16 protein-coding genes are annotated in these 17643 nt (G+C 69.2%); 6 read left to right on the forward strand and 10 right to left on the reverse strand.

From position 1 onward, the window contains the following. On the forward strand, positions 1-987 hold the full coding sequence (locus AC3EUV_RS21050) for a LysR substrate-binding domain-containing protein (RefSeq protein WP_432143468.1): 987 nt from the start codon (positions 1-3) through the stop codon (positions 985-987). Here the strand turns inward: AC3EUV_RS21050 and AC3EUV_RS21055 are convergent. From AC3EUV_RS21055 to AC3EUV_RS21075, 5 genes are read right to left on the reverse strand one after another with little or no spacing between them, the layout of a single operon-like run. Next, positions 972-1964: an amidohydrolase family protein gene (locus tag AC3EUV_RS21055; protein ID WP_432143469.1), complete on the reverse strand. Its 993-nt coding sequence runs from the start codon at positions 1962-1964 to the stop codon at positions 972-974. The genes AC3EUV_RS21050 and AC3EUV_RS21055 overlap by 16 nt on opposite strands. Positions 1965-1967: 3 nt before the next feature. Continuing rightward, entirely contained in the window at positions 1968-2489 is a 522-nt protein-coding gene (locus AC3EUV_RS21060; RefSeq protein ID WP_432143470.1) for a 3-hydroxyanthranilate 3,4-dioxygenase, read from the reverse strand. Positions 2490-2495: 6 nt separating this feature from the next. Beyond that, positions 2496-2996, reverse strand: a complete 501-nt coding sequence (locus AC3EUV_RS21065) for a RidA family protein (RefSeq protein ID WP_435603578.1) — start codon at positions 2994-2996, stop codon at positions 2496-2498. Further along, on the reverse strand, positions 2996-3760 hold the full coding sequence (locus tag AC3EUV_RS21070; RefSeq protein ID WP_435603579.1) for a 2-keto-4-pentenoate hydratase: 765 nt from the start codon (positions 3758-3760) through the stop codon (positions 2996-2998). Before AC3EUV_RS21070 ends, AC3EUV_RS21065 begins: the two co-directional genes overlap by 1 nt. A gap of 25 nt (positions 3761-3785) precedes the next feature. After that, positions 3786-5255 (reverse strand): 2-hydroxymuconic semialdehyde dehydrogenase, encoded by a 1470-nt coding sequence (locus AC3EUV_RS21075; RefSeq protein ID WP_432143473.1) that lies wholly within the window; start codon positions 5253-5255, stop codon positions 3786-3788. Between the two features lie 329 nt (positions 5256-5584). Between AC3EUV_RS21075 and AC3EUV_RS21080 the strand changes: the two genes are divergently transcribed. The 4 genes from AC3EUV_RS21080 to AC3EUV_RS21095 all read left to right on the forward strand — a co-directional run bounded on the left by AC3EUV_RS21080 (position 5585) and on the right by AC3EUV_RS21095 (position 10449). After that, positions 5585-6916 (forward strand): MFS transporter, encoded by a 1332-nt coding sequence (locus AC3EUV_RS21080; protein WP_435603580.1) that lies wholly within the window; start codon positions 5585-5587, stop codon positions 6914-6916. Positions 6917-7317: 401 nt separating this feature from the next. Further along, a complete protein-coding gene (locus AC3EUV_RS21085) occupies positions 7318-8319 on the forward strand; it encodes a phosphotransferase family protein (RefSeq protein WP_432143475.1) in 1002 nt (333 codons plus the stop codon). A 345-nt stretch (positions 8320-8664) separates the two neighbouring features. Continuing rightward, positions 8665-9705: a vWA domain-containing protein gene (locus AC3EUV_RS21090; protein ID WP_432143476.1), complete on the forward strand. Its 1041-nt coding sequence runs from the start codon at positions 8665-8667 to the stop codon at positions 9703-9705. 183 nt (positions 9706-9888) lie between these two features. After that, a complete protein-coding gene (locus AC3EUV_RS21095; RefSeq protein WP_432143477.1) occupies positions 9889-10449 on the forward strand; it encodes a hypothetical protein in 561 nt (186 codons plus the stop codon). A gap of 16 nt (positions 10450-10465) precedes the next feature. On the opposite strand, the gene AC3EUV_RS21100 is transcribed toward AC3EUV_RS21095, so the two are convergent. Beyond that, positions 10466-11086 (reverse strand): TetR/AcrR family transcriptional regulator, encoded by a 621-nt coding sequence (locus AC3EUV_RS21100; RefSeq protein WP_432143478.1) that lies wholly within the window; start codon positions 11084-11086, stop codon positions 10466-10468. Between the two features lie 375 nt (positions 11087-11461). Here AC3EUV_RS21100 and AC3EUV_RS21105 point away from each other — a divergent pair, with 375 nt between their 5' ends. Further along, positions 11462-12631 carry an FAD-dependent oxidoreductase gene (locus AC3EUV_RS21105; protein WP_432143479.1) on the forward strand — a complete coding sequence of 390 codons (1170 nt, stop codon included), beginning with the start codon at positions 11462-11464 and terminating at the stop codon, positions 12629-12631. A gap of 388 nt (positions 12632-13019) precedes the next feature. Here AC3EUV_RS21105 and AC3EUV_RS21110 read toward each other — a convergent pair whose 3' ends face one another. Genes AC3EUV_RS21110 through AC3EUV_RS21125 form a run of 4 tightly spaced genes read right to left on the reverse strand, consistent with a single transcriptional unit; the run spans position 13020 to position 17498 of the window. Next, positions 13020-13871 (reverse strand): SMP-30/gluconolactonase/LRE family protein, encoded by an 852-nt coding sequence (locus AC3EUV_RS21110; RefSeq protein WP_432143480.1) that lies wholly within the window; start codon positions 13869-13871, stop codon positions 13020-13022. Further along, positions 13868-15394: an aldehyde dehydrogenase family protein gene (locus AC3EUV_RS21115; protein WP_432143481.1), complete on the reverse strand. Its 1527-nt coding sequence runs from the start codon at positions 15392-15394 to the stop codon at positions 13868-13870. Before AC3EUV_RS21115 ends, AC3EUV_RS21110 begins: the two co-directional genes overlap by 4 nt. Continuing rightward, positions 15391-16266, reverse strand: a complete 876-nt coding sequence (locus AC3EUV_RS21120) for a fumarylacetoacetate hydrolase family protein (RefSeq protein ID WP_435603581.1) — start codon at positions 16264-16266, stop codon at positions 15391-15393. Before AC3EUV_RS21120 ends, AC3EUV_RS21115 begins: the two co-directional genes overlap by 4 nt. Before the next feature lie 14 nt (positions 16267-16280). After that, entirely contained in the window at positions 16281-17498 is a 1218-nt protein-coding gene (locus AC3EUV_RS21125; protein WP_432143483.1) for a mandelate racemase/muconate lactonizing enzyme family protein, read from the reverse strand. Between the last annotated feature and the right edge of the window lie 145 nt (positions 17499-17643).

The raw sequence follows: 17643 nt of genomic DNA on the forward strand, positions 1-17643 counted from the left end.
GTGGAGATCCCCCGCCTGTTCGACGGCCGGCTCAAGCTGCGTCACCTGCTGCTCATGGACGCGCTCTCCCGGCAGGGATCGGTGGTGGGCGCGGCCGCGGAGCTGCATGTGACACAGCCCGCCGCCACCCGGAGTCTGCACGAGCTGGAGGACATCCTCGGCGTGCCGTTGTTCGAGCGCGGCCCCCGGGGAGTCAGCGCCACCGTCTTCGGCGAGGCGTTCACCCGGCACGCGCGCGCCGTCCTGGCCCAGCTCACCCAGGCGGGCCGCCATGTCGTGGAACTGGCCGAGGCCGATCGCGGAACCGTCGTGGTCGGCACTCACCTGGCCGGCTCGAACATCCTGCTGCCGCGTGCCGTTGCCGCGCTGAAGCGGGACCATCCCCTGCTCACCGTGGTGGTGCGCGAAGCGTCCCCGGAGGAACTGCTGCGGGACCTGGAGGCCGGACGGATCGACCTGATCGTCGGCCGGCTGACCGCGCCCTCCGGCGAGGGACTGATCCGGCGCCCGCTCTACGACGAGTACGTCGGCCTGGTCGTCCGCGCGGGCCATCCGCTGACCGAACGGCCCGGCGCCGAGTTGGCGGACACCCTCGGTTTCCCCTGGATCCTGCCCGGACAGCAGACCACGCTCCGTCGCGAGGTGGAGGAACTCTTCGCCCGGCAGGGGCTCGGATTGCCGCAGAACCGCGTGGAGGCCACCTCCTTCCTTGTGGTGCGTCAACTGCTGCTGGACACCGACGTGGTGGCCGTGCTGCCCGCGTTGATCGTGCAGGACGACAGCAGGCTGGCCCGGCTTCCGGTGCCGCTGGAGCCGGTCGGCCACCGGGTCGGGGTGACCCTGTCGGCGGACCGCGCTCTCAACCCCTCGGCGCAGGCACTGATACGGAGCCTGGAGGAGGCTGCGGAGTCGATGACGGACGGTCCCCGTACCCGTGCGGAGCGGGCCGGGGACCGGGACCGCGGCGGGGATCAAAGCCCCAGGTAGCGTTCCGCGTTACCGCGAGTGATCTTCTGCCGTGCCTCCTCGGTGAGGAAACCGCTCTTGCGCACCACTTGGCCCACCGGGCGCTCGCCCAGCGGATAGGGGTAGTCGCTGCCCACCATGACGTGGTCCTCGCCGACGGTGTCCACCAGGAGCCGCAGCGCGCGCTCGTCGAAGACGACCGAGTCCACGGAGAACCGGCCCAGGTAGTGCGAGGGCGGGTACTGCGAGGTACCGATGATGTCGTTGCGTCCGTGCCAGGCGTTCTCCATGCGGCCCGCCCAGAAGGCGAACGACCCGCCGCCGTGCGCGAAGCAGATCTTCAGCCGCTCGTCGATGCGGTCGAAGACACCCCCCAGGATCAGCGCCAGGATCGACAGATGGGTCTCCGCCGGCATCGCCGTCAGCCACCGCGCCATCCACCGGTCCAGGCGGGGCGAGGTGTCCATGTCCCAGGGATGGACGAACACCGGCACGTCCAGTGACGCGCAGTGCTGGAGGAAGGTCACGACCCCCTCGCTGTCCAGGTCCTGGTCGCCGACGTGGTTGCCGATCTCCACGCCCCGGTGACCGGCCGCGACGGCCCGCTCCAATTCACGGCAGGCGGCGTCCGGGTCCTGGAGCGGCACCTGGCAGAAGGGGATCAGCCGGTCCGGCGCAGGAGCGGTGATCTCCAGAGCCAGGTCGTTGAAAATCCGGGCGATCTTCGCGGCCTCGGCGCCGCTGCGGCCGTAGGAGAAGAAGGCCGGGGTCGGGGAGACCACCTGGGTGCACACGCCGTCCGCGTCCATGTCCCGCAGCCGCGCCTTCGCATCCCAGCATTCCGCCTGGATGCGGCGGAATTCCGAGGACCCGGTCATGATCACGGCCTCGGCCTCGGACTCGATCCGCAGCCAGGGCGCGTCGGGACCGCCCACGGCCGACAAGTCGGGCCAGCCCCGCGGCACATGGTGGGTGTGGACGTCGATCACGTCTGCCACCGGTCAGCCCTTCCCGGGGTGCAGGGTTCCGCACGCGGGGCACGCGCGGGCCTGCTCGTCGCCGTAGAACTCCTCGAACACCGGCGGCAGATCGGCCACGATGTCGCGGACCTGGAGCTCCACCTCGTGCACGGTCGCGGAGCAGGACGGGCAGAACCACAGGAATTTCTCCAGCGTTCCCTCCTCACGGACCCGCTCGATCACCAGGCCGATGGAGTCGGGGTCGGGGCGCTGTGGGGAGTGCGGCACATTGCCCGGCAGCAGCCACGCCTGCCCCTCCTTGATGTGCACGGTCCGCGGGCCCTCGCCGGTCATCAGGTCGACATGCATGTTCCCCTTGATCTGATAGAACCACTCCTCGTACGGGTCCAGGTGAAAGTCGGTGCGCTGGTTGGGGCCACCGAGGATCTGGACGATGAAGTCCTTGCCGAGCGACATGGTCCGGTTGTTCACCGGCGGCTTCAGCAGGTGCGCGTGGGCGTCGATCCAGCCCTGGAAGTCGATGACCTCGGGAATGTCGGTCACGGTGTCCTACCTTCTTCTTGGGTTTGATCGGTCATTCGTAAGATCGATGGGCCCAGGGGTTCCGGGTATGGCTGTCACGGTGTCGCCGCTGGAGGTGGCCGGCAGGTGGGCCACGGCCTGGATCTCGATGAGCAGGTGGGGGTGGGGAAGTTGGTGGACGGCGACGGTGGTCCTGGCCGGGCCGTTCTCGTCGAAGTACCGGCCGTAGACCTCGTTGTAGCCTCCGAAGTCGTTCATGGAGACCAGGTAGGCGGTCACCTGGACGACGTCGGCGAGGCTGCCGCCCGCGTCGGCGAGGATGTCGGCGATGTTCTCGATGACGGCGCGGGTCTGCGCCCGGATGTCGAGATCGGGCGTGCCCATCTCGTCCGTCGTGACGCCGACGAAGGAGTTGTCGGGGCGGCGGGAGCTGGTACCGGAGACGAACACGAGGTCACCGGCGCGGCGGAAGTGCGGGAAGCGACCGCGTGGCGTCGCCTTCCCCGGGACAATACGTGCCTGGTCCATCACACGCTCCGCACACTGACCCGGCCGAGACCGGTGATCTCGCATGCGGTCACCCCGGGAGTCAGCGGGATCGCCGCGGTGGCCGCGCCCGCCAGCACGACATCGCCCGCCCGCAGCGGAATGCGCCGCCGCCGGGCCATGACGAGCAGCGCACGCAGTGCGTTCAACGGTCCGTCCAGGATGGCTGCGGTGGAGCCCAGGATCTCGCCGCTCTCACCGTGCAGCCGTACGGGGAGGTCGGACACGTCCTGGACGGGCTGCCACGCGCCTATGGCGTAGCCCGCCGCGGACGTGTTGTCCGCGACGACGTCCTCGTAGGTGAAGCGGAAGTCCCGGTAGCGGGAGTCGATGATCTCCAGCGCGGGGGCCACGGCGTCCACACAGGCGGCGATGTCGGTGCCGGGGGCGTCCGTGTCCACGTCCCGGGCGAGCCGGAAGGCGACCTCCGGCTCCACCTTCGGGTGGATGAACCGGGCCAGTTCGACCTCGCCGCCGTCGGCCACGCACATGGCGTCGGTCAGCCGGCCAACGATGATCTCCGAAACCCCCATCTGCGCCATTTTGGCCTTGCTGGTGAAGCCCAGCTTGACGCCGGTGGCTCCCTCGCCGCGCGCCGCACGCCGGGCGAGGAGCGCGGCCTGGACGGCGTAGGCGTCGTCGATGTCCAGGGTGTGTGTGCCGGCGAGGCTCGGGGTGTCGGCCACGAACGTCTGGGCGTCGTCGAGCCGGGTGGCCAGGGCGCCGATCGTCTCCTCGGTGATCATCGGTTACCTCCTTCGGCGGGCGCCTTCACAGGTGCACGCACACATTGGTCGGTTCGGTGTAGAAGTGCAGGGACGAGGCGCCGCCCTCCCGGCCGAGGCCGGAAAGGCCGACACCGCCGAAGGGCGAGCGCAGGTCCCGCAGGAACCAGGTGTTGACCCAGGCCATGCCCACATTCATCGCCTGTGCCACGCGGTGGCCGCGCCGCAGGTCGCGGGTCCACACGGAGGCGGCGAGACCGTACTCCGTGTCGTTGGCCAGCGCGATGGCCTCCTCCTCCGTGTCGAAGGGGATCAGCGCGGCGACAGGTCCGAAGATCTCCTCACGCACCGGCCGGTCGGCGTTGGTCAGGCCCGTCCACAGCGTCGGTTCGAGCCACGAGCCGCCGTCCAGCTCGGCGCCGAGGCTGGGCGTGTTCCCGCCGATGAGGGTTTTGGCATCCAGCTGTTCGGCAAGATCCAGGTACGCCCGCACCTTCTCACGGTGCGTCTGCGAGATCAGCGGCCCGGTAGTGGTGGCCGCCTCCAGCGGGCTGCCCAGGCGCAGCGCCCGCGCCCGCTCGACCAGCCCGTCGGCGATGTCGGCGAAGACCGACCGCTGGACGTAGACCCGCTCGGTGCACAGGCACACCTGGCCGGTGTTGGCGAACACCGACCGGGTCAAGCCGTCCAGGGTCTCCTCCAGGGCAGCGTCCTCGAAGACGACCGCGGCGTTCTTGCCGCCCAGTTCGAAGGAGACCGGGTGCACGCGCGGCGCCACCGTCTTCATCACCCGGGCGCCGGTCGCCGACGAACCGGTGAAGGTGACACCGTCGATCCCCGGATGCGTGGTGACGAACTCCCCCGCCGAGCCGCCGCCGAACCCGTGCACGACGTTGTAGGCGCCCGCCGGGAGCCCCGCCTCGGCGAGCACCTCGGCGAGCAGGGTCGCCGTACCGGGCGTCTCCTCACTGGGCTTGACGACGACGGTGTTGCCGCAGGCCAGCGCCGGGGCCACCTTCCACGTGAGCAGCAGCAGCGGCAGGTTCCACGGCACGATGACCGCGACCACGCCGAGCGGCTTGCGTACGGCGTAGTTGAGGGCGTGACGTCCGCCGGGCAGGTCGGTCAGGAAGGACTCCTGGCCGGCGGCGGCGACCACATCGGCGAAGGTCCGGAAGTTGGCCACGGCTCGCGCCACGTCCAGGTCGCGGGCCAGGGTGACGGGCTTGCCGGTGTCGGCCACCTCGGCGGCCACGAACTCCTCGCACCGCGCCTCGATCAGATCCGCCGCCCTGCGCAGCACGTCGGTCCGCTCCCGGACCGCGATCACCGACCAGGTGTCCAGCGCCTTGCGCGCCGCTGTGACGGCCCGGTCCACCAAAGGAGCGTCGGCCTCGTGGACAAGCGCGTGCACGCGGCCGGTGGCCGGGTCGATTGCGTCGAAGCAGTGGCCGTCGGGGTCGATGAATCGCCCGTCGACGAAATTGCGGATCCACCGCGGAATCTGTGCCGTCATGGCTCCCACCCTGGGATCGCGCAGCCATGACTGACAAATGAGCTTTTCGGTTACCGCTATGCCCACTTCGGTATGTGCCTCCGGGATGCGCTCTCGCCCACCGCCGCCAGTGCCCCGCTTCCCCGCAGGTCAGGACGTGGCGACAGGGTCCACAAGGTCCGGGACGAACCGCGCCGAACAGGCTGCCGACGACCTGGATCAGGTGCCGGACATACCTGAACCGCTATAGCGGCGGCGCGAACCGGCATTTGTCGTCTCTGACCACGGGGCCCAGGATCCACCGATAACGCGGGGCCTGCCCGCCGTCCCCCAGCAAATGAGGTCCTCCCATGAGCGACGCGGAACGTCCCACGGGCGCGAGCAGAACAGCGCTTGCCACCCTCCTTGGCACCACCTTGGAGTGGTACGACTTCTTCCTCTACGGCACGGCCGCCGCCCTGGTCTTCGACAAGCAGTTCTTCCCGTCCCTGAGCCCGGCGGCCGGCACGCTCGCCGCCTTCAGCACCCTCGCGGTGGGCTTCGTGGCCCGTCCGCTCGGCGGCCTGGTCTTCGGGCACTTCGGCGACCGCCTCGGACGCCGCTCCACGCTGGTGGTCTCGCTGCTGCTGATGGGCGTGGGCTCCACCCTCATCGGACTCGTGCCGGGCTACGGCACCATCGGCCTGTGGGCCCCGGCGCTGCTGGTCGTACTGCGCGTCGTCCAGGGCATCGGCCTGGGCGGTGAGGGCGCCGGGGCCACTTTGCTGTCGATGGAACACGCCCCCGAGGGACGTCGGAACCTGTACGCGGGCTTCCCCCAGATGGGCACGCCGGCCGGTCTGGTGCTGGCGAACCTCGTCTTCCTGGCCACGAACTCCCTGGCCGGGCACGCCACTTTCCTCGCCTGGGCCTGGCGCATCCCGTTCCTGCTGAGCTTCGTCCTCGTCGGGGTCGGCTTGGTCGTGCGGCTGCGCGTCACCGAATCGCCGTCCTTCAACCGGGCCCGCGAACACGACGAGGTGGTCAGCTTCCCGCTCGCCGACGCGCTGAAGACCGGACTGCCCCGACTGGGCCTGACCCTGCTCGCGGTGCTCGCGAACTCCGCGGTCGCCTACGTCTTCATGGTCTTCACGCTGTCCTACGGCACCCAACACCGCGGCTATGACCAGCAGTTCCTCGTACTCGGGGTGACCGGCGCCGCAGTACTGTGGTTCGCCTCCATCCCGGTGTGGACGAGGCTTGCCGACCTCAAAGGCCGACGCACCCTCTTCATCGGGGGATCCGTGGCCATCCTCCTCTGGTGCGCGGTGTTCTTCCCGCTGCTCGACACCGGAGACAGCGCCATGGCCCTGCTCGCACTCGCCGGTATGGGCCTGATCATCCCGGTGACCCACTGCGTCCAGGGCGCCATCATCGCCGACACCTTCCCCGTGCGGGTGCGCTACTCAGGTACCTCCCTGATCCTCCAGGCAGGTGCGGTGCTCGGCGGCGGCCTGGCGCCCGTGATCTCCAGCGCCCTCCTCGGAACGAGCAACTCCTCGGCGGGTGTGACCTGTTACCTGGTGGGGATCTGCGCACTCAGCCTCGTCGGCGCGGTGGCGCTGTTCCGGGTGGTCCCTGAGACCTCGACCGCTCAGGCCGTTCAGGCCGTTCTCAAGCCCGAACTCGCAGGTGAAGCATGAACACCCGCTCCGTGATCCGCAGCGGCCCTATCCGATTCGCCACCGCGGAACGCTTCGCCCTGCCCCGCCCCGTGTCCGGAGCGGACACCCCATCCATCGGCCGGATCTGTCCACAGCCGCCGTCCCGGCTCGACACGGTGATGGGCCCGCCCCGCGACCTTCGCCCGCACCGGCGACCCGGGCCCACTGCCCGCACCGCTCACCGCGCTCACCGGCTGAGACTTGTGGGCCTGCGCGCGAGGGCGGCCGCTCACCGACCGCCTCGGCGCCATGCTCCCGACCTGGATCGACTGCTCTCGAAACCAGCCAACTGCCCGGCCTCACCGGCTTCGCATGCCGTTGCCATCACCTCCCATGAAAGCTCTTTGCGCGTGCCGTCGTCCGGATGATGAGGTGGCGCGATGACCAACCACGACGAGGTGGCGGCTGGCCGACCGTTGACTCTGGCTTGGGTAAGCCGGCATCTGGAGGCCGGCGAACGGATCGTCAGAACCGAGGCGCTGCATGGTGGCATCACCGCCGAAGTGCGGAGGCTGACCATCGGCGCGCGGGACGGCGGAACCCGCCACCTGGTGCTGCGGAGTTTCGTCGACCCGTTCGCTGTGGGGCAGGCCGAGGACTGGCTGAAGAGGGAGGCCGGCGCCCTGACCCTGCTGGTGGGGACCCGCGTGCCGGCGCCTGGACTGGTCGCGGTTGATCCCACCGCCGCGCATTGCGAGTATCCGTCGCTCCTGATGACGCATCTGGGGGGCCGGACGGTCTTCGACGATGAGGGATTGGAGACACGCGTTCCTCTGTTGGCCCGTCAACTCGTGGCAATCCATGCGTTGCGCCCCTTCCCCAAGCTCTCGACTTCGCTCGAGCAGGGGAGAGCCCATTGGCGGCCCAGGGAGTATGTGGCGTTGACGACCGCCGATACCGTCGTGACTCCGAAGGGCGCCGACGCGGCGGTATGGGCCGCGGCGATCGACGTGATCCGCAGGCCCGCGCCGCCGTATGAAGGGCGGTTCCTGCACCGGGACTTCCAACCCGGCAACGTGCTGTTCGACGTGCCGCCCCCAGGGTCGGCAGCTGCCCGGATCACCGGCGTCGTTGACTGGGCAGCGGCCTCCTGGGGCCCGGCGGATCTCGATGTGGCGCACTGCTCGACCAATCTCGCGCTGCTGCACGGCTCGGCGTGGGGTCTGCGGTTTGCTGAGGCGTATGAGGAGGCCGGCGGGGTGCTGGCCGCGGCCCCGCGCGAGCGGCTGTACTGGCGGGTGCGCGACGCGCTGGCAATCTCAGAAGAAGTGCAGCAGGTGGCACAGCCGTGGCGGAAAGCAGGGAGAACAGATCTGACGACGCGGGCTGTGGAGGAGCGGCTGGATGCCTATGTCACCGCCCTGATGGACGCGCTGGGCTGAGCCAAAGCAACCCGGAGCGCGGGCCGGCGGTGAGCGCCGGGTCCAGCTGCCGATTCCGGAGCGGAGCCGTCCGATTGAGCTCCTGCTGGAGAGCGCGAATCCGCAACTCGACAGCACTGCTGGACGGCGACAGGCGGCACACTGCCCACCGTGGATGGGAGCGTTCTGCGCCCAGGACGACGCCCTGCGCCCGCGCCTCATCCTGGCACGCCGGCTCCCCCGAGGGCATCTGCCAGCTGACCCGCCGACAGGCCGTCGTGCCTGCATCCCACCCGGCTTCAAGGTCGATTGTCAGTGGTGGGTGAGAAGGTAGGAACATCAAGTCGGAAAACACGGGGAGCAGTTATGTCCGGAACCCAGAACTACATCAATCACGTTGCTCTTGTACTGGATGCCAGTTCGTCCATGTCACATCTGAGCCGCAAGGTCGTCGAAGTCGCCGACCAGCAGATTGCCTATCTGGCCCGCCGGTCGAAGGAACTGGACCAGGAAACCCGCGTGACGGTGTATGTCTTCGCGGACAAGGTGGAGTGCGTCATCTACGACAAGGACGTGCTGCGGATGCCGTCTTTGAAGAAGCTCTACCGAGTCGGTGGAATGACGGCTCTGTTGGCGGCCACTCTCAAGTCGCAGCGGGAACTGGCGCAGACCGCTCAACTCTACGGCGACCACAGCTTCCTGACGTTCGTTCTGACTGATGGGCAGGAGAACGCAAGTCATCGCTGCCGGGATTCCGCTGCCAAGGATCCGCGTGAACTGGTGCAGGCCGTGTCCAAGATGATCGCGACGCAGGAGGACAACTGGACGCTGGCCGTCCTCGTGCCGGACCAGATGGGCAAGCGCGAGGCCATGCAGTGCGGCTTCCCCAAGGACAACATCGCCATTTGGGACGCCACGAGCACACAGGGACTGGAAGAGGCCGGACAGGTCATCCAGCAGGCAACCGAAAACTTCATGATGGGCCGCACCCAGGGCATCAGGGGATCGCGGGCGGTGTTCTCCACAGGCGCCGAAGCCGTCAACAAGGACACCATAAAGGCAGCCGGACTCACCCCGGTGAACCCGTCGGAATACCAGCTGATTCCGGTAGCTCGCGATGCCGCGATCCGGGACTGGGTCACCGAATGCGGACACACCTACCGAACCGGCTGCGCTTTCTACCAGCTGAGCAAGTCGGAGAAAATCCAGGCACGAAAGCAGATCGCGGTACTGGAGAAGAAAACCGACCGGGTCTACACCGGGCCGCAGGCCCGAGCCCTCCTTGGCCTGCCCGACCAGGAAATCCGCATCAAGCCCGACCACAACGACGACTTCACCATCTTCGTGCAAAGCACCAGCGTAAACCGGAAGCTCGTACCGCACACACGACTGCTCCTCATGATCTGACACTCGGAATGCCCCGCCCCGCCGGTCTCCGACTGGCGGGGCACTCTTCACATCCGACACACCACATCCAAGCCCGTCTGGCCTGGATCAGCACGCCGTTCCCGAACGGCCTCCGCGCGGGAGAGCTCAGCAGCACCCGGACACCAAGTCCGCCCAACTCGTCGCCCGGGGTACGGTCTTGAGGTGATCTACCTGATTGGGGGCCCGCCGCGGGTGGGCAAGAGCACCCTCGCGTGGATGCTGCTGGACCGGGCCGGCCTGCCGGGGTGTCCGACCGATGCTCTGGTGTCGATGCTTCAGCGCGCTGCACCCGAGCACGGGGTACGGCACGGTACGCATCCGGACAAGGCAGTGCCCGCCCAGCCGTTCCTCATCGAGTTCATCCGGGCAGCTGCGGAGGCTCTCGACGACTCCGACCCCGAAGACGGCTATGTGATCGAGGGCGACATCGTCACACCGACCGCCGCCACGGCCGCTGCCGGTCTCGGGGTACCTCTGGCCGCTGTCTTCCTCGGAAATACGAAACTGACCCCCGAAAACCTGCGGGCCGCCCCGGACTGGCTCGAGGGGGCCGATGACGCCACCTACCAGGAGATCGCCGCGTGGGTCCGCGACCGGAGCACTGCCCTGCGTGAAGCATGTGCGCTCAGCGGCCACATCTACGTCGAATTGGGCACCGGCACCGGCACCGGCTACACGCAGGGCCTTGAGCGGGCGTACTCCACACTGGTCGAGAGAATCTGACGGTCCGGCGGTGGCATCATCCGGTCGCCGTCAGCCCGTCCTGGCCGGGGTGGTTTTCCTGGCACGCCAGGGGGGTGGTGACCCAGCCGCCTTCCAGTAGGGCGAACAATTCGCGCATGGTCCTGGACGGGTCTTTGCCTGCGCGGGCGATGCTGGGGGCTTCCAGGGTGAAGCGTGCCAGGCCGGTGACGGCGGGGGCGTCCGGGGTGAGTCCGGTGGCGTCGGCGAGGGTGGCGGTCAGGGTTCTCTCGTGGCGCAACCACATGCGCCGGGCGTAATCCCGCAAGGCGGGGGTGGACTCGACGAGGACAAAGGTGGGGTCGTCGGTCGGCACGGCGGTACGGGTGCGCACCATGTGGTCGCGCAGGGCGTGCAGTACGGACTGGCCGGGGGCTCGGTCGCGCACGGCGGCGACCAGGGCGTTCTCGACGTCCGCGTCCAGGTCGAAGACGAGGGCCTCTTTGCTGGGGAAGTGCTTGAAGAGCGTGCTCAGCGAGACGTCGGCCGCCTCCGCCACCTCGCGTACGCCGACGTTGTCGAAGCCGCGCTCGGTGAACAGCCGCACAGCGGCATCCGACAATGCCTGCCTGGTTTGGGCCTTCTTGCGCTCGCGGCGCCCTGTCTTCGTCTCGGCCATCCCCCCACCTTACCTCCTTGAGGGGATTCGATCACAAAGGAGATCGGATCAAAAGTCGGAGCAGTTGTACTTTTGAGGCTGCTGTGTTTCTGTAGGCGAGTGCTCCTGACTGACTGGCAGTTAGCTGCCGGCCCCTGGGTGCGCGTCCCCACACCCGAAACGACCGATCTGCCATGCACCCCGGCCCAGTGGCCCACCGTCCTGGCCGTCCTACCTGCCGCACTGGCCTGGCTCCTGCCCGAAGCGCGCCGAAGAAGAACCTGCGCCGCACACATGCGCCTTGACCCAATTCGCGGGGCGTCACCAACGGCACCAGCACCAGCACCAGCACCAGCACCAACCCTGTCTTCATCCGTAGAGCGGAGCGTGATCCTCATGTCCACCACCCCTCGTATCGCGATCGTCGGCGCCGGTCTTGGCGGCCTCGTCTGCGCCGGCGTTCTCCAGCAGCACGGCGTGCCGGTCACGGTCTTCGAGCGTGAGAGTGACCCCCACTCCCGCTCGCAGGGCGGCACCCTCGATATCCACGAAGACACCGGGCAGGTCGCTCTGCGCGCTGCCGGGCTGTTCGACCAGTTTCTCGCCCTGTCCCGGCCCGAAAGCCAGGAGTGGCGCCTGTACGACCGCCACGCGACCCTGATACGTCACGACCAGGCCGGCGAGGGCGATGTGAGCAGGCCCGAGATCGACCGCGGCCAGCTGCGCACGCTCCTGCTGGACTCCCTCGCCCCCGGCACGGTCCGCTGGAACCGGCCCGTAAACGCCGTCACCCCGCTCCCCCACGGCACCGCACGCGTGCATCACCACGACCGCACCACCGAGGACTTCGACCTGGTCATCGGTGCCGACGGAGCCTGGTCCCGGGTGCGCCCCGCGCTCTCCGACGGCCGGCCCTCCTACGCCGGTGTCACGATGGTGGAGGCCCACTTCGACGACGTCGACCGGCGTCACCCCGGCATCGCCCACCTGGTCGGCCGCGGCACCATGTCGGCCAAGGCGGGCGGCCGAAGCCTGGTGATGCAGCGCAACAGCAAGGGACACGTCCGCGTCTACATCACCTTCCGCGGCCCCCAGGACTGGCACACCGGCCTCGACCTCGCAGACACCGAAGCAGTACGCGCCCGCCTCCTCGCCCAGTACCAGGGTTGGCACGAGAACCTGCTGGACATCCTGCGCGACAACGAGGGCGGGTTCATCAACCGACCCATGTTCGTCCTTCCCGTCCCCCACTCCTGGCAGCGCGTCCCCGGCATCACGCTGCTCGGCGACGCCGCCCACCTGATGCCGCCCGCCGGCGTCGGCGCCAACCTCGCCCTGCTCGACGGCGCCGAACTCGCCCAAGCTGTGATCGAGCAGCCCACCATCGACGAGGCCCTCGACGCCTACGAAAGCGTCATGCTGCCCCGCGCCCTCGACAACGCGAAGACCGCCCAACAGATGCTCGCCACGCTCATGCCCGACACCGACACCGATGACGCCGCGTTTCCCGACCCCCTCTGGCCAGCCGACCCCCTCCCCGACTCCCCCACCTCTCACACCAGCTGAAGCGCCCCACGCCGACGAACCCAAAGGCTGCGCCGCAACTGTGAGCCGGCCTCAGGCTGAGCGAGCCCCCTGGGTACCGATCTTGTGCTCAGAGGTAGGGGCTCCAGCGGCCCAAGCGGGCCATCAGCTTTCGCGCTCCTTCCTCGTTCAGCCGGCCAGGAGCACGCCCACCGCGCCCATATGGGAGGAGCCGGACTCCTCCGTCGTCCACGTCTCCCGCTTGCCCATGGCGCCCTCCAGGCGCTGCACCTCTGCCTGGGTGCGCCCCGGACCGAGCGCTGACAACGACGATGCCGCGGCGAGACGGACCGGTTACCGCATTCGGCAACTAGGTGACGGCGTCCAGGCTGAGCGCGACGGCCCACTGGCGCAGACACGTGGGACGGTGCTATCCGCCGAACGCGTAGGGGGCGAATCCGCCCACCTCGGGCGTTGCCCGGAACACGGCGCCCGCGGCGGGTTCCGGGTCTGTCAGCCCGAAACGCGAAGTGGTGATGTAGAGCTGGGAGTGGTCCGGGCCCGCGAAAGTGCAGGCCGTGACCTGCTTGGCCGGCACCGCTATCTCGGCGTCGGGTCGTCCTGTGCGGTCGAAGTGCACCAGCAGCCCGGAGCCGAACAAGGCCAGCCAGACGCCGTCGGCCAGGTCCACGGCGATGCCGTCCGGGAATCCCGAGCCGGCGACGTCCGCGAACGGCCGGCGCTCCGCGATGCCGCCGTCCGGGCCGAGTTCGAGGATGTCGACCCTGCCGGTCAGGCTGTCGACGTAGTAGCCGCGTGCGCCATCGTGGGTCCAGGCCAGCCCGTTCGAGCAGCCGATGCCCGCGATCGCCTTGACGGCGCCTCCGGTGGGATCGAAGCGCCATAGCGCGCCGGCCCCCGGAGCAAGGTCGTAGGCCATGGAGCCGCACCAGAACCGGCCCTGGGGATCGCAGGCCCCGTCGTTCATGCGCACGTCCGGGGCGGTCCAGCAGGTCACCGTTTCGGTCACGGTGAACCCGTCGTCAAGGAGGCAGAAGCCGCGTTCCAGACCGGCCACGAATCCGCCGTCGCGGCGCGGCCGAAGAGCGGCGACCACCTCGCCGAGATGCTCGCGACGCGTCTCCGTGCCGCTGTCATCGATCAGGACCACATCGCCGGCCAGCATGTCCAGCACCGCCAGTCCATGGCCGCCGAGCCAGACCGGGCCTTCGCCGTGATAGGTCAGCGGCCTGGTGAACTGTGCGGCTTCGAGGGACTTCATGCTCCCTCGCCGATCGGCTCGTCGGTGAGCACACCGTCCACACGGCGCAGGATCCGGTCCGGATTGGCATTGCGGAGCCCCCGCGGCAGAGCGTCGTCAGGGACGTTCTGATAGGCGGTGGTCCGGAGGAAGCGGCTGATGGCACCGGTGCCCACCGACGTGTAGCGGGCATCGCTGGTCGCGGGGTACGGACCGCCGTGGAACTGCGCCCAGGTGACGGCGACCCCGGTCGGCCAGTCGTCCACCAGCACCCGCCCCGCGCGCTCGGCGAGCGCCGTCACCAGCCCCGCGACGTCCTCGCCGGCGCCGCGCTGCACCGTCCCGGTGAGCGAACCGGGGAGCACCCGGATCGCTGCTTCGAGCTCGGACTCGGACTCGTAGGTGACCAGTACGGTGCTCGGTCCGAAATGTTCCGCGGCGATGGTGTCAGGGGCCGCGATCAGCGCCTTCGCGGTGGTCGATGTGACGGTAGCCGCCTCGAACGCTCCGTCGCCGCCAGGCTGCTGTCCGGTCGCGACCAGGCCGATCTCGCCGCGGGCGAGGAAGTTGCGCATCGCGATGCGGTGACGGTCGCGGATGTCATGGCTGAGCATCACGCAGGCTGGACGATCGGCGAGTATCGCGGCGAGCCGCTGCGTGATGCCGCTGCCGGCCGGGAGCAGGATCAGTCCGGGCTTGGTGCAGAACTGTCCGGTGCCGAGGAGGAACGAGTCGGCCAGCCCCGCCGTGATCGAGTCGGCGCGCTCTTGGCTGGCACGCGCCGTCACGATGACCGGGTTGACGCTGCCCATCTCTGCGAAGAACGGGATGGGGTTCGGACGCCGGCAGGCCAGGTCGGCCAGGGCCCGGCCGCCGGCGACGGAGCCGGTGAACGCGCCCGCCGATACCCGGCCGTCGCTGAGCGCGGTCCGGCCGACGTCGAAGCCCCGGATGGTGGCGAAGGCACCGGACGGCACGCGCTGCGCGACCAGCGTGTCCCTGATGACTTCGGCAACCGCTTCGGAGAGCAGTGGGTGCCCGGGATGGGTTTTGACGATGACCGGGCAGCCCGCGGCCCACGCGCTCGCGGTGTCCCCGCCGGCCACGCTGAACGCGAACGGGAAGTTGCTCGCGGCGAAGACCAGCACGACGCCGATTCCGCTGCGGAGGGATCGCAGGTCTGGGCGAGGCCCCGGCAGCCACGACCCGTCCTGGCGGTCGATGGTTGGCTCGAACGGCCGGCCCGTCTCGGCGTGCTCCGCCAGGAACCGCAGCTGCGTGGTGGTGCGGACGACCTCGCCGGTCAGCCGGACGTCGGGCAACCCGGTCTCGCGCCCGGCCAGCCGCACCAGTTCGGCGGAGCGGCTGTCGAGTGCGTCGGCGACGGCCCGGATCCATCGGCCGCGCTCCGCGGCGCTCATGGCGCGCAGGACGGGAACCGCCGCCGAGGCGGCGGCCAGAGCGTCTTCGAGCTCCCGCGGCGTGGTCTCGTCCATCGCCGCCAGTACCTCGCCGTTCACGGGGTTGACACTGGTCAAGGTCATGTGAGCAACCCTTCGAACACGTTCCGGTTGTCGGTCATGACGTTGGACAGGCCCCCGACTTGGTCGATGGTGACAGTGGCTCGGTCCCCGGGCCGCAGCCCCTGGCCGAGCGGAGGCACAATGCCGGTTCCGGTGCTCAGCACGACGCCGTCAGGGAACTGCTCGCCCCGGAACAGCCAGGTGACGAGTTCGCCGTAGCCGCGTCGCATGGCGGAAGTCCTGGTCTCGCCGGAGAACACGACCTCCGGGCCCCGGTGCACGGTCATGGTGATGAGCAGGTCCTCGGGTGTGTCGATGGTCCACCACGGCACGATCGCGGTGGACAGCAGACAACTGCCGGGGAAGACCTTCGCCTGCGGCAGATAGATCGGGTTCACCGCCTCGACGCTGCGCGAGGTGAGGTCGTTGCACACGAGCGCGCCCACGATCTCCGCGTGCCGGTTCAGGACGAGCGCCAGTTCCGGTTCGCCCACCGAGTCGGTACAGTCCGGGCGCAGTCCACCGGGATCTCCGTCGGTGAGCACCCGCCAGGCGGCGGACTTGAAGAACAGCTCCGGCCGGTCGGCGTCGTACACATCGTGGTAGACCTTCTCGAAGCCGGACTCTTCGGCGCGGGCGCTGCGCGAGCGCTGGTAGGTGACTCCGGCACCCCATACCTCGGTGCGGCCATCGACCGGCGCCAGCAGCGCGACATCAGCGGGATCGACTCGGTGCCCGGTCGACATGGCGTCCTCCACGGCCCGCCGGATGTCGGCGACCTTGTGCTGAAGCGCCTCCGCCATGGTGGGAAACGGGAGTTCGCTGAGGTGGTCACCACCGTGCAGGCCGACCTTCGTCGTCCCGTCCGACGCGCGCCAACGAACAAGCTTCATCATGACTCCTTGTCTCACGAATGCGATGCTCGGGCGCCGTCGAGCCGGCTGATCCGCCGTCGGGTCGCACCGTCCTCGCGCAGCCCCGTCGCGAGGTGCAGGCCCAGCCCCGGCTCGTCGGACAGGACCGCCTTCCCCTCGCGGATCTGCGGCAGTCCCGTCACCACTCGGGGGTACCACGTCCGCAGGTACGCGCGGACGGTCTCCTGGAACAGGGCGTTGGGCTGCGCCATCGACAGGTGGAAGCACGCGGCCAGGGTGACCGGACCCGTGCAGTCGTGCGGGGCGATGGGTACGGCGAAGGCTTCCGCGACGCTCGCGACCTTGCGGGCCTCGGTGATCCCGCCGGTCCACTGCACGTCCAGCGTCGCGTAGGAGATCTTGCCCTGCTGTAGCAAGGGCAGAAATCCGCGGCGGCCCAGCGCCGTCTCACCGAGCGCGATGGGTACGGCGACTTCCTCGCACAGGGCACCGATCGCGTCGATCGCGTTCGACCGGATCGGGTCCTCGACCCAGAAGGGCTGGTACGGCTCCAGCGCACGGCAGATCTCGACCGCGGCCCGGCGCGACCACAGGCCGTGCAGTTCGATCATCAGGTCCATGTCCATGCCCACGGCCTCGCGGATCTCGCCGACGATGGCCAGGGCCGCATGCAGGTCCTTCGGGCGGATCCGGGTGCCCGCCGAGGCTTCGGCGGCCTGGTCGAAGGGCCAGATCTTCATGCCGCGCAGACCCTCTGCGTAGAGTTCCTTGGCCAGGGCGGCGGGCTTGGTGAGGAAGGCGCGCAGGTCCTCGTACTCGCCGGCGTCCGAGTCTCCCCAGTTGGACGAGGTCTGGAGTGAGGTCTCTTGGATGTAGTCGGGGCCGGCGCAGGTGTTGTAGACACCGATGGTGTCCTGGACCGGGCCGCCGAGCAGCTGGGCGACCGGCCTGCCGGTCCGCTTGCCCAACAGGTCCCAGAGAGCCATGTCCACTGCGCCGTTCCCGCGGACCTCCACGCCGCCGCCCTGGAATCCGACATACGGGGCGAGCAGCCCGGCAACCGCCTCCGGCGCCGGATCCTCCAGGCCGAGGAGCAGCGGTGCGACATGGCTGTGCAGGTATGCCTCGACCGCGGCCGACTGGAGGAAGGAGTCGCCGAGGCCGGTCGTGCCGTCGTCGGTGTGCAGGACGACGATGCACAGGTTGTTCTGGAACTGGGGTCGCAGGGTTTCCAACGCTACGATGCGCATGCGGGTCACATGCCTTTCCGTTGAGTCGCTGTCAGGGCGTTGGCAGCCCCTCCGGGGAGGGACGGGGCAGGACGGACCGGCAGGCTGTGCCTGCGTGGGGCTGGTTCGCGGGATCCGCGCCGCCGACGGGCCATCCCTCCCGCGG

The sequence above is a fragment of the Streptomyces sp. bgisy130 genome (genome assembly GCF_057708345.1).

Bases quoted from the DNA above. Each gene is read 5' to 3' on its own strand.
- AC3EUV_RS21065 (WP_435603578.1), bottom strand. From the start codon at position 2,996: ATGGACCAGGCACGTATTGTCCCGGGGAAGGCGACGCCACGCGGTCGC.
- AC3EUV_RS21070 (WP_435603579.1), bottom strand. From the start codon at position 3,760: ATGATCACCGAGGAGACGATCGGCGCCCTGGCCACCCGGCTCGACGAC.
- AC3EUV_RS21075 (WP_432143473.1), bottom strand. From the start codon at position 5,255: ATGACGGCACAGATTCCGCGGTGGATCCGCAATTTCGTCGACGGGCGA.
- AC3EUV_RS21080 (WP_435603580.1), top strand. From the start codon at position 5,585: ATGAGCGACGCGGAACGTCCCACGGGCGCGAGCAGAACAGCGCTTGCC.
- AC3EUV_RS21085 (WP_432143475.1), top strand. From the start codon at position 7,318: ATGACCAACCACGACGAGGTGGCGGCTGGCCGACCGTTGACTCTGGCT.
- AC3EUV_RS21090 (WP_432143476.1), top strand. From the start codon at position 8,665: ATGTCCGGAACCCAGAACTACATCAATCACGTTGCTCTTGTACTGGAT.
- AC3EUV_RS21100 (WP_432143478.1), bottom strand. From the start codon at position 11,086: ATGGCCGAGACGAAGACAGGGCGCCGCGAGCGCAAGAAGGCCCAAACC.
- AC3EUV_RS21105 (WP_432143479.1), top strand. From the start codon at position 11,462: ATGTCCACCACCCCTCGTATCGCGATCGTCGGCGCCGGTCTTGGCGGC.
- AC3EUV_RS21110 (WP_432143480.1), bottom strand. From the start codon at position 13,871: ATGAAGTCCCTCGAAGCCGCACAGTTCACCAGGCCGCTGACCTATCAC.
- AC3EUV_RS21115 (WP_432143481.1), bottom strand. From the start codon at position 15,394: ATGACCTTGACCAGTGTCAACCCCGTGAACGGCGAGGTACTGGCGGCG.
- AC3EUV_RS21120 (WP_435603581.1), bottom strand. From the start codon at position 16,266: ATGAAGCTTGTTCGTTGGCGCGCGTCGGACGGGACGACGAAGGTCGGC.
- AC3EUV_RS21125 (WP_432143483.1), bottom strand. From the start codon at position 17,498: ATGCGCATCGTAGCGTTGGAAACCCTGCGACCCCAGTTCCAGAACAAC.